This window comes from Streptomyces sp. NPDC023838, assembly GCF_040639555.1.
Lineage (GTDB): Bacteria > Actinomycetota > Actinomycetes > Streptomycetales > Streptomycetaceae > Streptomyces.
Map to the genome: position 1 here is coordinate 26,496 of NZ_JBFAAD010000021.1, position 17,171 is coordinate 43,666.

A 17,171-nucleotide genomic window follows, 5' to 3' on the forward strand; every position below is an offset into this window, starting at 1 on the left:
CAACCTGCCCGTAGGGGAAACCCCCCACTGCCGCCCGGCCGCTCAGCCGGTCACTCGGTCACCGGCGCCCCTGCGGGTCACGCGGGTCACGCGGGTCACGCGGGTCACGCGGGAACGATGTTCACCAACTTCGGCGCCCGCACGATGACCTTGCGGATCCCGGCGCCGCCCAGCGCCGCGACGACCGCCTCGTCGGCCAGGGCCAGCTTCTCCAGCTCCTCGTCGGAGATGGCCGGCGGGATCTCCAGGCGCGCCTTGACCTTGCCCTTGATCTGCACGACGCAGGTCACGGTCTCGTCCACGACGTACGCGGGGTCGGCGACCGGGAAGTCCTGGTGGACGACCGAGTCCTGGTGGCCCAGCTTGCGCCACAGCTCCTCGGCGATGTGCGGGGCCAGCGGCGCCACCAGCAGTACCAGCGGCTCCGCGACCGAGCGCGGCAGCGCGCCGCCCGCCTTGGTCAGGTGGTTGTTCAGCTCGGTGATCTTGGCGATGGCGGTGTTGAAGCGCATCTCCGCCAGGTCGCCGCCGGCGCCGTCGATCGCCTTGTGCAGGGCCCGCAGGGTCGCCTCGTCCGGCTCGGCGTCGGTGACGGTGACCTCGCCGGTCGTCTCGTCGACGATGTTGCGCCACAGCCGCTGCAGCAGGCGGTACTGCCCGACCACCGCGCGCGTGTCCCACGGCCGCGACACGTCCAGCGGGCCCATCGCCATCTCGTACAGGCGCAGGGTGTCCGCGCCGTACTCGGCGCAGATCTCGTCCGGAGTGACCGCGTTCTTCAGGGACTTGCCCATCTTGCCCAGCTCGCGCTTGACCGGCTCGCCCTCGAAGAAGAACTTCCCGTCGCGCTCCTCGACCTCGGCGGCCGGCACCGGGAAGCCGCGGGCGTCCCGGTAGACGTACGCCTGGATCATGCCCTGGTTGTACAGCTTGTGGAACGGCTCGGCCGACGAGACGTGCCCCAGGTCGAACAGGACCTTGGACCAGAAGCGCGCGTACAGCAGGTGCAGCACGGCGTGCTCGGCGCCGCCGACGTACAGGTCGACGCCGCCGTGCGGCTGGCCCTCGCGCGGGCCCATCCAGTACTGCTCGATCGCCGGGTCGACCAGCTTCTCGCTGTTGTGCGGGTCCAGGTAGCGCAGCTCGTACCAGCAGGAACCGGCCCAGTTGGGCATGGTGTTGGTCTCGCGGCGGTACGGGCGCGGACCGCGGCCGTCGCCCAGGTCCAGGGTGACGTTGACCCAGTCCTCGTTGCGCGACAGCGGCGTCTCCGGCGAGGTGTCCGCGTCGTCCGGGTCGAACGTGCGCGGCGAGTAGTCCTCGACCTCGGGCAGCTCCAGCGGCAGCATCGACTCGGGCAGCGCGTGGGCGACGCCGTCCTCGTCGTAGACGATCGGGAAGGGCTCGCCCCAGTAGCGCTGGCGGCTGAACAGCCAGTCGCGCAGACGGAAGTTGACGGTGCCCTCGCCGATGCCGCGCTCGGCCAGCCAGTCGGTGATCTTCGCCTTGGCGTCGGTGACGCCCAGGCCGTCCAGGGAGATCTCCTCGTTGGCGGAGTTGACCAGCTTCGCCTCGTACGAGGCGAAGGCGTCGTCCCAGGTCGTGGTGTCGGTGCCGCGGTCGTCGGACGGCTCGACGACACAGCGCATCGGCAGCTCGAAGGCGCGCGCGAAGGCGAAGTCGCGGGTGTCGTGCGCCGGGACGGCCATGATCGCGCCGGTGCCGTAGCCCATCAGGACGTAGTCCGCGATGAAGACGGGGACCTTGTCGCCGCTGACCGGGTTGACCGCGTACGCGCCGGTGAAGACGCCGGTCTTCTCCTTGGCGTCGGCCTGGCGCTCCACGTCGGACTTGGACGCGGCGAAGGCGCGGTACTTCTCGACGGCCTCGGCGGGCGTGGCGTGCCCGCCCGTCCACACCTCGTGGGTGCCCTCGGGCCAGGCGGCCGGGACGATCGCGTCGACCAGCTCGTGCTCGGGCGCCAGCACCATGTAGGTGGCGCCGAACAGGGTGTCCTGGCGGGTGGTGAAGACCGTGATCGCGTCGCCTTCGGAGCCCACCGCGAAGTCCACGCGCGCGCCCTCGGAGCGGCCGATCCAGTTGCGCTGCTGCAGCTTGATGGCCTCGGGCCAGTCCAGCGCGTCCAGGTCGTCCAGCAGGCGGTCCGCGTAGGCGGTGATGCGCATGTTCCACTGGCGCAGCTTGGCCTTGAAGACGGGGAAGTTGCCGCGCTCGGAGCGACCGTCGGCGGTGACCTCCTCGTTGGCCAGCACGGTGCCCAGGCCCGGGCACCAGTTGACCGGCGCGTCCGAGGCGTACGCCAGGCGGTAGCCGCCCAGGACCTCGGCGCGCTCGACGGCGCTCAGCTCGCTCCACGCGCGCGTACCGGGAGCCTGTCGCTCACCGTTCTCGAACTGGGCGACCAGCTCGGAGATGGGACGGGCCTTCTGGGCGTCGGCGTCGTACCAGGAGTTGAAGATCTGCAGGAAGATCCACTGGGTCCACTTGTAGTACTCCGGGTCGATCGTGGCGATCGACCGGCGCTTGTCGTGGCCCAGGCCCAGCCGGCGCAGCTGGCGCTTCATGTTGTCCATGGCGGCCTCGGTCGACACCCGGGGGTGCGTGCCGGTGGCGACCGCGTGCTGCTCGGCCGGCAGGCCGAAGGCGTCGAAGCCCAGCGTGTGCAGCACGTTGTGGCCGGTCATGCGCTGGTGGCGGGCGAAGACGTCCGTGGCGATGTAGCCCAGCGGGTGGCCGACGTGCAGTCCCGCGCCCGAGGGGTACGGGAACATGTCCATGATGAACTTCTTGGGCCGCGCGACGACCGCCGGGTCCCCGGCCAGGTCACCGCTGGGGTTCGGCGCCGCGTAGGTGCCGTCGGCGTCCCAGAAGTCCTGCCAGCGTGCCTCGATGTCGGCGGCCATGGCGGCCGTGTAGCGGTGCGGCGCCACCGGCTCTGCGGCAGCGGAATTCGTCTCGCTCATGATCCTTAAAGCTCCATCGATCGTCTCTGCCAGCGGCTGCGACATTCACCAAACGAAAAAGCCCCTCGCACAGGAGGGGACGCCGCGCCGATTCCGACCAGCTCTCTTCTTCGGTCGGGACTGATCAGCGCGGCTCGCTAAGCAGAAGGCGTACGGCACGCATGGCGTCAGGGTACCGCAGGCCCCACAGGGCCCGCACTGAGCGTCCACGGGGCGCCCCAACGAGCGCGACCGACAGAGGTTACTCCGCGTACCGACCTCTTCTGGGGCAACCACTCAAACGCCGTACTGCTTGGTATGAGGCGACCTAGCATGCGGCCACGGGACCACTTTGCTGAACGTTTCGGAGTTGCCCCATGAACCCTCCCAGTCCCCGCTCCACCCCGACACTGAAAATCCCGTCCCTGAAGGGACGGGTGAAAGGAGGATCGTCCGGCGCGCTCCTGGTCGCCTCGGCGGTGCTCATACCGGTGCTGGCCGCCACGACCGGCGGCGGTTTCCGTGCCGCGCTGGACTTCACCACCGGCGTCCTCTCGCTGGTGTGCCTGACCGCCTCGGTCGCCTGGGGTCTGCTCGCCACCGACCGGCTGCTGATGACGACGCGCCACCGGCTCGTCGCCCAGGCCGTGCACCGCGCGACCGCCGTGTCCTCGATCGGCTTCCTGCTGGTGCACATCACCGTCAAGATCGCCGTCGGTCATGTGGGCCTGCTCGGCGCCCTGGTGCCCTTCGGGCTCGGCGTCACCGGCTCGGACGGCCTGATCGGCCTCGGCTCGCTCGCCGCCGTCCTCATGGTCGTCACGGCCGCCACCGGCGCCCTGCGCAGCGCCTTCGCCAACCCCGACCGCGTCGCGGGCCACTGGCGCTCGGTGCACATGCTGGCCTACCCGGCCTGGTGCTTCGCGCTGGTCCACGGCCTGTACGCGGGCCGTCAGGCGGCCGGCTGGGTCGTCACGCTCTACAGCCTCTCGCTGGCCGGTGTGGCCGGCGCCCTGGTCGTCCGCTCGCTGCCGCGCCCGGTGAAGCGCCGCATCACGCGGCGGCTCGCGCCGCTCCTCGCGCGCGTGGAGACCGCCCAGGCCATCGCCCCGGACGCCTCGACTCCCCAGCCGCACCCGGCCGACCCCGCCTCGCCCCGCTACGAGGCGCCCGCGCCGCACCCGTACCCGACGGACGCGTTCGCGACCGACCGCTTCACCGCCGAGCGCGAGCCGGCCGACCCGCTCACGGCCGACCCGTACGAGCCGCAGGAGCTCTACGGGGGCGAGCAGTCGCGTGCCGTGCCCGGCCCGGCGCCGGCGCCCGGCATCTCGGCCGCCTACCGCGCGGTCTCCCTGGCCCCCGCCCCGCCCCAGTACGCCCCGAGCTGGCCGACGCCCACCCCGCGTCCGCCCGAGAACATGCCGCTCCAGGAGAACGGCTTCACGGATCTGGGCGACAGCGGCCTCGGCAACACCGGGTTCGGCGACACCGGCCTCAGCGGCTCGGACTACAGCGGTACGGACTACAGCAGCACGGCCTACAGCGGTGCCGACTCCGCCCGTACCGACTTCGGCGGCGGAGACTTCGGCGGCACAAGCGTCAACGGCCCGGACCTCGGCGGCCCGGACCTCGGCGGCGCGAACTTCAGCGGGTCGGCCTTCGGCGGTTTCGACGAGACCGCTCCGCTGCCCACCGTCCCCTACGGGGACAACGGCGCCGCCTTCGAGGCGCCGGCACCGCCCTCCGGGCCCGCCGCGCCGCAGCCCGAACCCTCCCCCCAGCCCAGCCCGTTCCACCAGCCCGTCGCCGGTGAGCCCTGGCACACCCCCGCAGGAGACCGCCCGTGAACGCGCCACTGCCCGACGTCCCCGAAGTGCGGGTCGTCGGACTCCCGCAACTGACCGCGGGGTTCGACCTCGTCGAGCGGCTCGGCCTCGACATGCACCTGAAGGTGCACGGCCCGCTGGAGCCGGTGCCGGGTGAGCAGCTGGCCCAGCTCGCCGAGGACATCTCGCTCAACGGGCGCGGCGGCGCCGGGTTCCCGTTCGCCCGCAAGCTGCGGGCGGTCGCCAAATCGGCGATACGCCGGGGAGTGCGGCCGGTCGTGGTGGTCAACGCGAGCGAAGGAGAGCCCGCCTGCCGCAAGGACACGGTCCTGGTGAACCGCGCCCCCCATCTGGTCCTGGACGGCGCTCTGCTGGCCGCTGAGGCCCTCGGCGCCCGCACCCTGGTCGTCGCCGTGACCCGGGATTCCACGGAGGCCTCGATCCGCGCGGCCCTCGCCGAGCGGGGCCTGGCCGACCGGCGCGGAACCGCGCTCCGCGCGCGCGTGGTGCGCACTCCGGAGCGCATGGTCTCCGGCGAGGCCTCGTCCGTGATCAGGGCGGCGGGCGGCGGCCCGGCGATGCCACCGGGCCGCAAGGTACGCGCCTCGGACACCGGCATCGGGGGCGCGCCGACGCTGCTGTCCAACGCGGAGACGTACGCGCAGCTCGCCGTCGCCGCCCGGGTCGGCCCGCGCCGCTACAGCCACTCCGGGCTGCCCACCGAGCCCGGCACGGTCCTGCTGACGCTCTCCGGGGCGGTGGCCCGCCCGATGGTGGTGGAGGTGCCGACGGGCGTGCCGCTGCGGTACGTGCTCCAGCTGGCCGGGGCTCCGCCGGTGCCGCAGGGCGTGCTGACCGGCGGCTACCACGGCAGCTGGCTGGACGCGGCCGCCGCGCACGACGCGGTCATCTCTCGGGACTCGCTCGCCGCGCTCGGCGGCGCGCTCGGCGCGGGCGCGATCCTGCCGATCGGGCCGGAGACCTGTCCGCTGGGCGAGGCGCTGCGGATCGCCAACTGGCTGGCGGCCGAGACGTCGGGCCAGTGCGGCCCGTGCCGGCTCGGTCTGCCGGCCGCCGCGGGCGGCCTCGCGGACGTGCTGAACGGCGGCGGCCCGGCCGCCCTGGAGGCGCTGCGCGAGGTGACGGGGGCGGTCAAGGGCCGCGGTGCCTGCAAGCACCCGGACGGCTCGGCCCGCTTCCTGGCGTCCACCGTCAACGCGTTCACCGACGACCTGGCGGCGCACGTCCTGGGCGGCGGCTGCGGCCGCCCCACGCTGGGCCTGCTGCCGCTGCCGGGCGACGGCTACCAGGAGGAGGGCATCCCCAGCGGCGAGAAGGTGCTGGTCGACTGGACGCTGTGCGAGGGGCACGGGCTGTGCGCGGATCTCATCCCGGAGCTGATCCGGCTGGGCGCCGACGGCTACCCGGCGGTGGCCGACGCGACCGTCCCGATGCATCTGCGGGGGCGCGCGCAGCGGGCGGTGCGCCGGTGCCCCGCGCTGGCGCTGCGGATCGAGGGGGCACCCGCGGAACTGCCCGCGCTGACCGCCCCGGCCCGCAAGGCCCTGGGCAGCGGCCGCAGTTGACCCGCTGAGCGGTGACGACAAGAAGGCGGCCACCCGGATCGGGTGGCCGCCTTCTTCACTGTGGAGCTAAGGAGAATTGAACTCCTGACCTCCTGCATGCCATGCAGGCGCTCTACCAACTGAGCTATAGCCCCTTGCTTTGTTCGCCGCCCGGTTTCCCCCGGCGACATCGAGAACATTACACGGTCCCCCCGGCACTCCACCAAATCGATTGCCGTTCTGTACGGACAGGGCCGGTAACGTCCCCTTTCGTGACCGTGAACGTGCTCGCGCACACCGCCGCCCGTCTCACCCCCGTCCGCCGCCCCGTGGCGCTCGCCGCCGCGGCCTGCCTGCTCTCCTTCTGCGCCTTCTGGGTCGCCCAGCGGGCCGCCGGGGTCTCGATGATCGACCTGATGGTCTACCGGGCGGAGGGAGGGACCGTACGGGCCGGCGCGGACCTGTACGCGATGCGCGCCACGCGCGCGCGGCTGCCCACCACCTACCCGCCGTTCGCCGCGCTGCTGTTCACACCGCTGACGCTGCTCGGCGTGCCCGAGATGCGTACGCTCGCCACGGCCGCGAACCTCGCCCTCCTTGTCGCGCTCGCCCACCTTTCGCTGCGGCTCGCGGGGCGGGAGCGGCCGGGGGCGGCGCTGTGGGTGGCGGCACTCGCGGTGTGGTGCGAGCCGGTGTGGACGACCCTGCGCTACGGCCAGATCAATCTGCTGCTCGCGGTCGCCGTCCTGTGGGACCTGACCCGGCGGGCCGGCCACCGGGGGGCGGGCGCGGGCATCGGCCTGGCGGCCGCGGTGAAGCTCACCCCCGCCCTGTTCGCGCTCTTCCTGCTGCTCACCGGTCTCGTACGCGCGCGTGGAGCGGGCTGGAACCCGTGGCTGCGGCAGGCGGCGACGGCGCTGGCGGTGTTCGCCGGGGCGACGCTGGCGGCCGCCGCCGTGCTGCCCGCCGACTCGCGCCGCTTCTGGACGTCGACGCTCTTCGAGACGAGCCGGGTCGGCCACGCCGAGGACACCGCCAACCAGTCCCTGCGCGGAGTGCTGGCCCGGCTGCTGCACACCGGCGACCCGGGGATGTGGTGGACGGCCGCCGCGGCCCTCACGGCGGGGCTGGGGCTGTGCGCGGCGGTCCGGGCCGAGCTGCGCGGGGAGCGGGCCCGGGCGGTGCTGTGCTGCGCGGCCACGGCGCTCCTGGTGAGCCCGGTCTCCTGGTCGCACCACTGGGTGTGGTGCGTGCCGGGGCTCGTCCTGATCGGCGCCCACCGGGTCGGCGCGGCCGCCGCCGCCCTGGTCTTCGGCTCGTACGCCCTGTGGTGGGTGCCACACGGGGCGGGCCGCCCGGAACTCGCCCAGAGCGGACTGCAGATGGTGCTCTCGGCGCTCTATCCGCTGGCCGGAGCCGCCTTCGTGGCGGCGGTGACGCTCGGGCCGCGGAGCGGGGCGCCGCTCAGGCCGTGGCGAACGAGTAGAACCTCTTGAGGGTGCAGTGCGCCTCCAGGAGGCGGCCGTAGATCGGCTCCCCCTCCAGCTCCCGGTAGGTCTCGATGGGGTCGCCTTTTATGATCAGCGCCCGCGCGCACTCCTCGCACCAGTACTGGTAGTCGGCGTTGACCGGTTCCATGTCCCGGACGATCGGCGTACCGCTGCCGCACCAGTCGCACTTCCGCCTGTGTGCACCCATCTCAGCTCCAGCTGTGGCCGCAGGCCGTGCACACGTAGGAGACGCCGCAGCTGTCGCCGAGCACCTGCGCGACGCACAAGGAGTCGCGGGAAGGGCAGCTGATCCGGGTCGCTGTCCGCGGCGCACCGGACAGGTACGGGACGTCTTCGCGGCTCGCAGGCATCGCGGTCTCCCTCCCGTTCGGTCCGTCGTCCCCCTCCGGCCGTCACGATTCTGCCATGGTCGCGCAAGAGGGTCAGCGGCCTCGTGATAGGAGACCCGTCAGCGCCCCCACCAGTGCGGCTCCTGCCAGCGCGAGAGAGCACGCCCACAGCGCGCCGCCGGAGGTGTGCGCCCCCGCCGTGAGCCGGTTCAGGAAGAGCGTGCCGAAGGCGGCGACACCGATCAGCTGGCCCAGCTGGTTCACGGTGGCGAGCAGTCCGCTGGCGTCGGCCGCGTCCTCGGGCCGTACGCGCGCGAGCGCGCCCGCGAAGGTGGGGCTGAAGGCCAGCGCCAGACCGGCGCCGACACCCGCGTACGTCACGTAGATGACGAGTCCGCCCGTACCGCCGCCGCGCTGCAGCGCGCCGGTCGCCAGGGTGGACACCGCGGTCAGTGCGAACCCGCCCGGCACCAGCGCCCGTTGCCACCGCGCGGGCCAGCGCCGCCAGGTCAGCCCGACCGTGCCGAAGACCACGGCGGTCGGCGCGAACGTCAGTCCCGCGCGCAGCGCGCTGTAGCCGAGGCCGCCCTGGATGTGGAGGGTGAGGGTGAACAGGAAGCCCGCGTTGATGGCCATCACCACGGCGATCCGGACGACCGCGAGGCCCATGCCGGGCAGGCGCAGCACCCGGGGCGCGATCAGCGGCGCGCCGCCGCGCCGGGCCAGCCGGGACTCGTACGTCCAGAACGCGGCGAAGAGCACCGCGCTCGACGCCAGCGACAGCCAGGCCCACAGCGGCCAGTCCTCCTCCTGGCCGAGCACCAGGGGCACCGTGAGCAGCGAGACGGAGGCGCCGAGGAGCACCAGGCCGGGCAGGTCGAGGTCGCGCGCCCAGCGGGCCGCGCCGCGGTGCTCGTGCGGCTCCTTGGGCAGATGGCGCACGCCGAGCGCCAGCAGGACGACCCCGATGGGCACGTTGACCAGGAACACCGGCCGCCAGCTGGTGCCGAAGAGATCGGCGCTGACCAGGATGCCGCCCAGGACCTGCCCGGCGGCGGCGCCGGTGGCGAGCACGGCGGAGTAGACCCCGAGGGCACGCACGCGTGCCTCTCCGGTGAAGTTGCGCTGGATGAGGCTGAGCACCTGCGGGATCATCAGCGCCGATCCGGCGCCCTGCACCAGCCGGAAGGCGATCAGCTGGCCGGCCGTCGCGGCCAGGCCGCAGGCAAGGGAGGCGGCCGTGAAGACGGCGAGGCCCACCAGGTAGAGCCGGCGCTGCCCGAGCAGGTCGCCGAGGCGCGCCCCGGTGATCAGCAGCACGGCGTACGCGATGGTGTAACCGGCGACGACCAGTTGCAACGCGGCGCCGGACGCGTTCAGTTCGGTGCGGATGGTGGGGGCGGCGACGTTGACGATGAAGACGTCGAGGAGCGCCATGAACTGCGCCGCGAGGACGATCGCGAGCAGCAGCGGGGGCCGGTTGTCAGTGGCACGGTCTTTACTGAGTAAGGGACTTGGGCCCGTGGGAAGTGCGGTGGTCATGGCGGCCAGCCTGACCGCGCTCGGATACGGGTAACGAGAGCCCGCTGATGCTGGTACTGACAGCACCTGGCAGCGGCGGGCGACGGGATCGACGATGGGGGACGTGACGACTGTGGCAGCACCGAACGGACGCCGGAGACCGGAACTCGCAGCATTCCTGCGCGGCAGACGGGCGCGGGTCACGCCGGCCGACGTCGGCATGCCGCCGGGCCTGCGGCGGCGCACGCCCGGGCTGCGCCGGGAGGAGGTCGCCCAGCTCTCCGGGGTCGGCGTGACCTGGTACACCTGGCTGGAGCAGGGCCGCCCGATCAACGCCTCTCCGCAGGTTCTGGACGCGGTGGCGCGCACCCTGCGCCTGGACGAACCCGAGCGCGCGCACCTCTACCACCTGGCGGACGTGCCCTGCGAGCTGGACCGGGAGGCTCTGGTGGCGGAGGTGGGCCCGGAGATCCAGGGCATCATCGACGCCCTGGACCCGCATCCGGCGGTGGTCTACAACGGGCGCTACGACATCCTGGCGACCAACCCCGCCTACCGGGACCTGTTCGACATCCCGGAGATAAGGGCGACGGGCGTGCGCAATGTGCTGTGGACCCTGTTCACCGTGCCGGAGCCCGCCTGTCCGGTCCTGTTCCGGGAGAAGGAGCTGCCGGTGATGGTGGCGACCCTGCGCTCGGAGTACGGCCGCCATGCCGGGGAGCCCGCCTGGGAGTCGTTCATCGAGAGGCTCTCCGATGCGAGCCCCTACTTCGCGGAGCTGTGGAAGAACGGCGACGTGGTGCCGCCGGGCCCGCGGGTGAAGACCTTCCGGCATCCGGCGGTCGGCGAGATACGGATGACCTCGGTGTCGTTGTCCATCAACGGGATGCCGGAGTGCCGGATCGTCACGTACACGCCGAACGACGAGGAGAGCGGCGCGCGTACGGCGACGCTGCGGGAGATGCGGGAGAAGATCTGGGCGTGAGGCGGCCGCGCGGGCACGGGGCTGGGCGGCCGCCTCACACCCGCGGGCAGCGGGCCCGGCCGGGCCGCGGGGCCTGCGGGCAGCGGGGCCTGCGGGCAGCGGGGCCTGCGGGCAGCGGGGCCTGCGGGCAGCGAGCGTGGGGGTGGAGCGTGCGCCCCACGCCCGCCCCCGTACCCACGCCCGACTTCCCGCGCCCGGGAAACGCGAAATCCCGCCCGGTCGAACCGACCGGACGGGATCCCGTACCTGTGGAGCTAAGGAGAATTGAACTCCTGACCTCCTGCATGCCATGCAGGCGCTCTACCAACTGAGCTATAGCCCCGCTGTTCGCTTTGTTTCCCGCGCTCCCGCGCCGCGAACAAGAAGAACTTTAGCCTGTGACCTGCCGGAAAGTGAAATCCGGTGGTCGCACCGCCCGGGCGGGCACCCGGCGCGCCTCGGCGGCCGTACCGGGGCCGCCCCGATGGCGGCCCGACGACTCCCCGAGGGCGGCCCGACGGCTGCCTCAGTCGTCGTCGCCGAGGACCGGCTCAGGGAGCGTCCCGGCGTTGTGCTCCAGCAGGCGCCAGCCGCGCGCGCCCTCGCCGAGGACGGACCAGCAGCAGTTGGAGAGCCCGCCCAGGCCCTCCCAGTGGTGCGCCTCGAGGCCCAGCAGGCGGCCGATGGTCGTACGGATCGTCCCGCCGTGGCTGACCACGACCAGGGTGCCGTCGTCGGGCAGCTTGTCGGCGTGGGCGAGCACCACCGGGGCGGCCCGGTCGGCCACCTCGGTCTCCAGCTCGCCGCCGCCCCGGCGCACCGGCTCGCCGCGCTTCCACGCCGCGTACTGCTCGCCGTAGCGCTCCACGATCTCCTCGTGGGTCAGGCCCTGCCAGGCGCCCGCGTACGTCTCCCGAAGGGCCGCGTCATGGGTCACCGCCAGCCCGGAGACCGCGGCCAGCTCGCCGGCGGTCGCCGCGGCCCGCTTGAGGTCGGAGGCGACGATCGCGTCCGGCTTCAGGGCCGCCAGCAGGCGCGCCGCGCGGCGCGCCTGGCCGAGACCGGCCTCGGTCAGCTCGATGTCCGTGGAGCCCTGGAAGCGGCGCTCCAGGTTCCACGCGGTCTGGCCGTGCCGCCACAGGACGACCCGGCGGCCCCGGCCCGGCTTCGCGTCGCTGCCGTTCAGCTCAGCTCACCGTCCTCCGTCCCACCGTGCAGCTGAGCGTGCTCGGCGGCCTTGCCGCGGGTCTTGATCGCGTCCTCGGGAAGCGGCAGCTCGGGGCAGTCCTTCCAGAGCCGCTCCAGGGCGTAGAAGACCCGCTCCTCGCTGTGCTGGACGTGCACGACGATGTCTACGTAGTCGAGCAGGATCCAGCGGGCGTCGCGGTCGCCCTCGCGGCGCACCGGCTTGGCGCCGAGCTCCTTGTTCAGGCGCTCCTCGACCTCCTCCGCGATCGACTTGACCTGGCGGTCGTTGGGGGCGGAGGCGAGCAGGAAGGCGTCGGTGATCGACAGCACGTCGCTGACGTCGTACGCGATGATGTCGTGCGCGAGCCGGTCGGCGGCCGCCTGAGCGGCGGCGGTGATGAGCTCGATGGAACGGTCCGTGGCGGTCACAAGCTGGCTTTCGTCGGCGGTCAGATCGATTCAGATCGTTCTCCAGGATCTCACGGACCGCCGACAGCCCCGAAAGGATTACTTGATCTTGTAGTCCTTGCCGAGCACCACGGTGACATCCGCGTTCGCCGCGGCCTTGCCCTGCTTGACCGCACCGGCCGGAAGCCCCAGCGTCTTGGCGACGTCTTCGGCCTTCGCCTTCTGCGATGCGTCACCGTAGGTGACGGAGGACGACGCCGTCGTACCCGCGCTGCCCGCGTCGATGTAGGCGTAGCCGCCGTTGACCAGGTCGACCCTGGCCTTGTCGGCCGCCTTCGGGCTGCCGCTTCCGTTGCTGACGCCGACGCGGACCGCCGAGCCCTTGTCGGGAGCCGTGACCGAGCCGCCCAGGATGTCCTTGACCACGCTGTCGCTGGCCTGCGCGCTGAGCGTGCCGTCCTGCTGGACCGGCAGCACCGCCGTCTTGTAGGCGCCGACCTTGGCGTGCTCGGCGAGCTTGGCCAGCGAGGCGCCGAGGTCCGACTCGGGCAGCGAGGGGTCGAGGATCTGCGCCAGCGTCTGCACGGTGATCGTCGCGGCCTTCGGGTCGTCCGAGATCTTGCGCAGCACCCCGTACATCACCTGCCCGAACCGCTGCAGCTGCTGGGTCTCGGCCTCACCGGGTGCCTTGTACGTGGCGTACGCCACAGCCATCTGCCCGGTCAGCGTCTGGTCGTCGCCCTTCTTCACCACGGGCGCCGCACCCGCCTTGGCGCTCGGCACATCGGCATCCGTACTGATGTCGACGTTGCCGACCAGGTCGACCAGGTTCTCCAAGAAGGGCGTGTCCAGCCGCCACGTTCCGGTGATCTTGGTGCCGAGCAGGGTGCCGAGCGCCTCGCGGGTGCCCTGCGAGCCGTCGCCGTCGACGGACTTGCCGAGCGTGGTGCGGGTGCCGTCGTCGTTGGAGACGGCGAGGGAGTTGGGCAGCAGGACGGTGGTGCCCTGCTTGGTGGTCGCGTTGTTCACGAGCAGCGCCGTGGAGGTGCCGCCCTTGGCGGTGTTGTGCAGATGGACGACGATCACGTCCCGCTTCTGCGCCCCGACGGCGACCGCCGGCTTCTTGGAGTCCGAGGACGAGGACACACCGGGCAGCTTGCCCACCGACCACAGGTAGCCGACGCCGCCGACCGCCGCGAGGGCGAGGACCACGACGAGCGCGACCACCCGGTTGCGGCCGCGGCGCCGCGCCTCCTCGCGCCGCTCGGTGCGGCTCTCGGTGAACTTCAGCCAGTCGATGACGTCTTCGGAGTCCTCGTCGGGCTCCTCGATGAACGAGAACTGCTCGGTGCGGTAGTCGCGTTCGTCCTTGCGCTGCTGCGGCAGCACCGGGATCTGCTCGGCCACCGGCTCGGGCTCGGACTCCTCCTGGACGTGAGCCTGGGCCGGGACCTGGGGCGGCGCCTGGACGGGCGCGGCCTGCTGCGTCGGGGCCTGCCGCTGGTCCCACTGCTGCGGGGAGCCGTAGCCGTAGCCCTGCTGCGGGCCGGCCTGGCCGTACGAGTCGTAGTCGTAGTCGTACGAGGGCTGCTGCTGCGGCTGCTGGGCGTACGGGTCGTAGCCGTAACCGCCCTGCGGCTGGGCCTGCTGAGACTGCTGAGACTGCTGTGACTGCTGGGTCTGCTGCGGCTGTGCCTGTGCGTACGGGTCGTACGAACCCTGCTGGGGCACCTGCTGGTACACCGGCTGGCCGTACTCGTCATAACCGACAAGTTGCACCTGAGGCGCATAGGGGTCGTACGGGTCCTGTCGGTCGTTCACCGGGTGCCCTTCTCTCACTCGCCGCGGTAGAGCTGGCGCTTGTCGATGTAGCGCACCACACCGTCCGGAACCAGATACCAGACCGGATCGCCCTGCGCGACCCTCGCCCGGCAGTCCGTCGACGAGATCGCCAGCGCGGGCACCTCCACCAGCGACACCCCGCCCTCGGGCAGGCCGTCGTCCGTCAGTATGTGGCCGGGCCGGGTCACGCCGATGAAGTGGGCGAGCGAGAACAGCTCGTCCACGTCACGCCAGGTGGTGAGGATCTGCGAGAGTGCGTCGGCGCCGGTGATGAAGAACAGGTCCGCGTCGCTGTTGAGGGCGCGCAGGTCCCGCAGCGTGTCCACGGTGTACGTGGCGCCGCCGCGGTCGATGTCGATCCGGCTCACCGAGAACTGCGGGTTCGACGCGGTCGCGATGACCGTCATCAGATACCGGTCCTCGGCCGCGGAAACGTTCTTGTGGCTCTTCTGCCACGGCTGCCCCGTCGGTACGAACACGACCTCGTCCAGATGGAACTGAGAAGCCACCTCACTGGCGGCCACCAGGTGTCCGTGGTGGATCGGGTCGAACGTTCCGCCCATCACGCCGATGCGCCGCTTGACCGGACCGGTAGGCACTTCCTGCTCTCCCATGCGTGCAGAGCCTACTGGCCCGGTGGAAACGCCCCGACTCAGCGGTCGCGGTTGAAGCGCGTGGTGATCCACAGCAGGAGCAGCAGCGCGAAGAGGGCGCCGCCGCCGGTGACGTACGGGCTGAGGCTTTCGTGGTTGCCGCCGTGCTCGGTGCCCTCGGCGAGGGTGACCAGGTGCGTGGCGGCGGTGCTGGTGAGGCTCATCGTCAGCAGGACCTATCCGGGAGTCGGAGCGGAGACTTCGCACATCGTATGCGGGCCGCCCGGGCACTCTCACGCCGACTCAGCCGTTCAGTCCTTGACGGCACCCTCCGCGTCGGGGCTCGCGCCCCGGCTCGCTCCGCCGTCCGGCTCGGCCGCGGCCGCGTCGCCGCCGTTCGATCGGTAGCCGCGCAGCAGCAGCCAGGCGAGGCCGCCCGCACCGAGGATCGACACCAGCAGCACGATCCGCAGCACATTGCCGGGTCCCTGCTGGTCCGAGGCGGCGGCGAGAAGCGTGACGGCGTCCGTCATGGCAGGTGTCTCCTTGGTTATCCACAGGCCCCCGCCCCACGGTAGCCCCACCGCCTAGGGTGGATGTCGTCAGGGGGACGAGCCGAGACTCTCAGACAGGGGGACACCATGACCGATGACATCCAGGACAGCGTGCCGAGCAGGCAGCGCCGACGCTTCCCCGGGATCTCCTCCCGGGCCTACGAACACCCCGCGGACCGGTCGGCGCTGGTGGCGCTGCGCAAGCTCAGCGGCTTCGACACGGTCTTCAAGGCGCTCAGCGGGCTGCTGCCGGAGCGCAGCCTGCGCCTGCTGTTCCTCTCCGACTCCGTGCGCGTGAGCGACGCCCAGTTCGCGCACCTCAACGCCATGCTGCGGGACGCCTGTTACATCCTGGACCTGGAGAAGGTCCCCCCGATGTACGTGACACAGGACCCCAAGCCGAACGCGATGTGCATCGGCCTCGACGAGCCGATCATCGTCGTCACCACCGGCCTGGTGGAGCTGCTCGACGAGGAGGAGATGCGCGCGGTCGTCGGCCACGAGGTGGGCCACGCCCTGTCCGGCCACTCCGTCTACCGCACGATCCTGCTCTTCCTCACCAACCTGGCGCTGAAGATCGCCTGGATCCCGCTGGGCAACGTGGCGGTGATGGCGATCGTGACGGCGCTGCGCGAGTGGTTCCGCAAGTCGGAGCTCTCCGCCGACCGGGCCGGACTGCTCGTCGGCCAGGACTTGCAGGCCTCGATGCGGGGCCTGATGAAGATAGCCGGCGGCAACCACCTCCACGAGATGAACGTGGACGCGTTCCTGGAGCAGGCCGAGGAGTACGAGGCGGCCGGCGACCTGCGCGACTCGGTCCTGAAGATCCTGAACGTGCTGCCCCGTTCGCACCCGTTCACCACCGTGCGCGCGGCCGAGCTGAAGAAGTGGGCCGCGAGCCGTGAGTACCAGCGCCTGATGGACGGCCACTACCCCCGTCGTGAGGAGGACAAGGACACCTCGGTCTCCGACTCGTTCCGCGAGTCCGCCGCCTCGTACGCCGAGACGGTACGGACGAGCAAGGACCCGCTGATGAAGCTGGTCGGCGACATAGCCGGCGGCACGGCGGACCTGGGCGGCAAGCTGTACGGCAAGTTCACGGGCGCGGGCTCCGCCTCGTCCCGCACCTCGGACCGGCCGAGGGACGGCCGCCCTGGGGAGGGGGCGAACAGCGGGTCGAAGGACGGGCCGAACGGCGGGTCGAACGACCGGCCTTCGGGTCCGGCGGCGGACGACGACGGGCCGCGGGACGAGCCGGGCCACGACGCCTGACGTCCAGGCAGGCCTCCCCGGTTTCGGTTGGTCGCAGGGCTCAACGACCTCGTTTGCATGGTGGTAATCAACTTGCTGCCCGCCCCGGCGGGCGGGCAGGGTCTGGATCATGCTTGAACTACGCGCTTTGGAATCAGACGACTGGCCCCTCTGGCGGGAGTTGCGACTCGCCGCGCTTGCGGAGGCGCCCTACGCGTTCGGATCGACGCTGGCCCAGTGGCAGGGCTCCGGCGACCGAGAGGAACGCTGGCGTGCCCGTCTGTCGATTCCTGGCGCGCACGATCTCGTCGCGCTCCTCGACGGCCTTCCGGTGGGCATAGCCAGCGGAGTGCCGGGCGAGGGAGCGGAGAACGTGGAGTTGATCTCGATGTGGGTCAGCCCCACGGCTCGGGGCAAGGGCGTGGGTGACGGCCTGATCCAGGCGGTCGAGCGGTGGGCGGTGGAGCGCGGTGCCACGACGCTGCGGTTGTCCGTCATGCCGGACAACCGCAAGGCGACCACGCTCTATGAGCGGCACGGCTTCACGGACACGGGTGAGCCCGGCGATCTTCTGCCGGATGGCGTTGGCAGGGAGCGGGTCATGGCGAAGAGCCTGGCCGCTGTCTGATCTCCACATCCGGACACGGCGGCAT

At 71.8% G+C, this 17,171-nt stretch carries 16 protein-coding genes and 2 tRNA genes; 6 read left to right on the plus strand and 12 right to left on the minus strand.

The annotated features are described in order from the left end of the window. Positions 1–104 precede the first annotated feature (104 nt). Positions 105–2,984 carry a leucine--tRNA ligase gene (gene leuS, locus AB0G17_RS24060; RefSeq protein WP_361386399.1) on the minus strand — a complete coding sequence of 960 codons (2,880 nt, stop codon included), beginning with the start codon at positions 2,982–2,984 and terminating at the stop codon, positions 105–107. Positions 2,985–3,400: 416 nt separating this feature from the next. Between leuS and AB0G17_RS24065 the strand changes: the two genes are divergently transcribed. After that, a complete protein-coding gene (locus AB0G17_RS24065) occupies positions 3,401–4,813 on the plus strand; it encodes a hypothetical protein (protein WP_361386402.1) in 1,413 nt (470 codons plus the stop codon). Further along, on the plus strand, positions 4,810–6,378 hold the full coding sequence (locus AB0G17_RS24070) for a ferredoxin (RefSeq protein WP_361386405.1): 1,569 nt from the start codon (positions 4,810–4,812) through the stop codon (positions 6,376–6,378). Before AB0G17_RS24065 ends, AB0G17_RS24070 begins: the two co-directional genes overlap by 4 nt. Positions 6,379–6,439: 61 nt before the next feature. Here the strand turns inward: AB0G17_RS24070 and AB0G17_RS24075 are convergent. Further along, positions 6,440–6,512, minus strand: a tRNA-Ala gene (locus AB0G17_RS24075). A 117-nt stretch (positions 6,513–6,629) separates the two neighbouring features. On the opposite strand from AB0G17_RS24075, the gene AB0G17_RS24080 reads away from it, so the two are divergent. Continuing rightward, positions 6,630–7,853 carry a glycosyltransferase 87 family protein gene (locus tag AB0G17_RS24080; RefSeq protein ID WP_361386408.1) on the plus strand — a complete coding sequence of 408 codons (1,224 nt, stop codon included), beginning with the start codon at positions 6,630–6,632 and terminating at the stop codon, positions 7,851–7,853. Here the strand turns inward: AB0G17_RS24080 and AB0G17_RS24085 are convergent. From AB0G17_RS24085 to AB0G17_RS24095, 3 genes are all read right to left on the minus strand, one after another. Further along, the gene (locus tag AB0G17_RS24085; RefSeq protein WP_067158879.1) at positions 7,822–8,055 is read right to left on the minus strand and encodes a hypothetical protein; all 234 of its coding nucleotides are present in this window, start codon (positions 8,053–8,055) and stop codon (positions 7,822–7,824) included. The two genes, AB0G17_RS24080 and AB0G17_RS24085, sit on opposite strands and share 32 nt — an antisense overlap. A gap of 1 nt (position 8,056) precedes the next feature. After that, positions 8,057–8,218, minus strand: coding sequence for a hypothetical protein (locus AB0G17_RS24090; protein WP_361386411.1), 162 nt, complete (start codon positions 8,216–8,218; stop codon positions 8,057–8,059). A gap of 72 nt (positions 8,219–8,290) precedes the next feature. Further along, positions 8,291–9,739 (minus strand): MFS transporter, encoded by a 1,449-nt coding sequence (locus tag AB0G17_RS24095; RefSeq protein ID WP_361386414.1) that lies wholly within the window; start codon positions 9,737–9,739, stop codon positions 8,291–8,293. Positions 9,740–9,833: 94 nt separating this feature from the next. Here AB0G17_RS24095 and AB0G17_RS24100 point away from each other — a divergent pair, with 94 nt between their 5' ends. Continuing rightward, a complete protein-coding gene (locus AB0G17_RS24100) occupies positions 9,834–10,703 on the plus strand; it encodes a helix-turn-helix transcriptional regulator (RefSeq protein ID WP_361386417.1) in 870 nt (289 codons plus the stop codon). Between the two features lie 249 nt (positions 10,704–10,952). Here the strand turns inward: AB0G17_RS24100 and AB0G17_RS24105 are convergent. From AB0G17_RS24105 to AB0G17_RS24135, 7 genes are all read right to left on the minus strand, one after another. Next, positions 10,953–11,025 (minus strand) — tRNA-Ala (locus tag AB0G17_RS24105). 183 nt (positions 11,026–11,208) lie between these two features. Next, on the minus strand, positions 11,209–11,868 hold the full coding sequence (locus AB0G17_RS24110) for a histidine phosphatase family protein (protein WP_361386608.1): 660 nt from the start codon (positions 11,866–11,868) through the stop codon (positions 11,209–11,211). Beyond that, a complete protein-coding gene (gene rsfS / locus AB0G17_RS24115) occupies positions 11,865–12,299 on the minus strand; it encodes a ribosome silencing factor (RefSeq protein ID WP_361386420.1) in 435 nt (144 codons plus the stop codon). The genes AB0G17_RS24110 and rsfS overlap by 4 nt, the downstream gene beginning before the upstream one ends. 78 nt (positions 12,300–12,377) lie before the next feature. Further along, positions 12,378–14,099: an LCP family protein gene (locus AB0G17_RS24120; protein ID WP_361386423.1), complete on the minus strand. Its 1,722-nt coding sequence runs from the start codon at positions 14,097–14,099 to the stop codon at positions 12,378–12,380. Positions 14,100–14,113: 14 nt separating this feature from the next. After that, positions 14,114–14,734 carry a nicotinate-nucleotide adenylyltransferase gene (nadD, locus tag AB0G17_RS24125; RefSeq protein WP_361386426.1) on the minus strand — a complete coding sequence of 207 codons (621 nt, stop codon included), beginning with the start codon at positions 14,732–14,734 and terminating at the stop codon, positions 14,114–14,116. A gap of 38 nt (positions 14,735–14,772) precedes the next feature. Next, positions 14,773–14,937, minus strand: a complete 165-nt coding sequence (locus AB0G17_RS24130; protein WP_180357169.1) for a hypothetical protein — start codon at positions 14,935–14,937, stop codon at positions 14,773–14,775. An 87-nt stretch (positions 14,938–15,024) separates the two neighbouring features. After that, complete coding sequence (locus tag AB0G17_RS24135) at positions 15,025–15,246, minus strand: hypothetical protein (protein WP_361386617.1); 222 nt, start codon at positions 15,244–15,246, stop codon at positions 15,025–15,027. 108 nt (positions 15,247–15,354) lie between these two features. Between AB0G17_RS24135 and AB0G17_RS24140 the strand changes: the two genes are divergently transcribed. Both AB0G17_RS24140 and AB0G17_RS24145 read left to right on the plus strand, forming a co-directional pair. After that, a complete protein-coding gene (locus AB0G17_RS24140; protein ID WP_361386430.1) occupies positions 15,355–16,539 on the plus strand; it encodes a M48 family metallopeptidase in 1,185 nt (394 codons plus the stop codon). 109 nt (positions 16,540–16,648) lie between these two features. After that, complete coding sequence (locus tag AB0G17_RS24145; RefSeq protein WP_361386432.1) at positions 16,649–17,146, plus strand: GNAT family N-acetyltransferase; 498 nt, start codon at positions 16,649–16,651, stop codon at positions 17,144–17,146. Positions 17,147–17,171 lie beyond the last annotated feature (25 nt).

Coding starts and splice junctions, on each gene's coding strand:
- leuS (WP_361386399.1), bottom strand. CDS start 2,984: ATGAGCGAGACGAATTCCGCTGCCGCAGAGCCGGTGGCGCCGCACCGC.
- AB0G17_RS24085 (WP_067158879.1), bottom strand. CDS start 8,055: ATGGGTGCACACAGGCGGAAGTGCGACTGGTGCGGCAGCGGTACGCCG.
- AB0G17_RS24090 (WP_361386411.1), bottom strand. CDS start 8,218: ATGCCTGCGAGCCGCGAAGACGTCCCGTACCTGTCCGGTGCGCCGCGG.
- AB0G17_RS24095 (WP_361386414.1), bottom strand. CDS start 9,739: ATGACCACCGCACTTCCCACGGGCCCAAGTCCCTTACTCAGTAAAGAC.
- AB0G17_RS24100 (WP_361386417.1), top strand. CDS start 9,834: ATGGGGGACGTGACGACTGTGGCAGCACCGAACGGACGCCGGAGACCG.
- nadD (WP_361386426.1), bottom strand. CDS start 14,734: ATGGGAGAGCAGGAAGTGCCTACCGGTCCGGTCAAGCGGCGCATCGGC.
- AB0G17_RS24130 (WP_180357169.1), bottom strand. CDS start 14,937: ATGAGCCTCACCAGCACCGCCGCCACGCACCTGGTCACCCTCGCCGAG.
- AB0G17_RS24135 (WP_361386617.1), bottom strand. CDS start 15,246: ATGACGGACGCCGTCACGCTTCTCGCCGCCGCCTCGGACCAGCAGGGA.
- AB0G17_RS24140 (WP_361386430.1), top strand. CDS start 15,355: ATGACCGATGACATCCAGGACAGCGTGCCGAGCAGGCAGCGCCGACGC.
- AB0G17_RS24145 (WP_361386432.1), top strand. CDS start 16,649: ATGCTTGAACTACGCGCTTTGGAATCAGACGACTGGCCCCTCTGGCGG.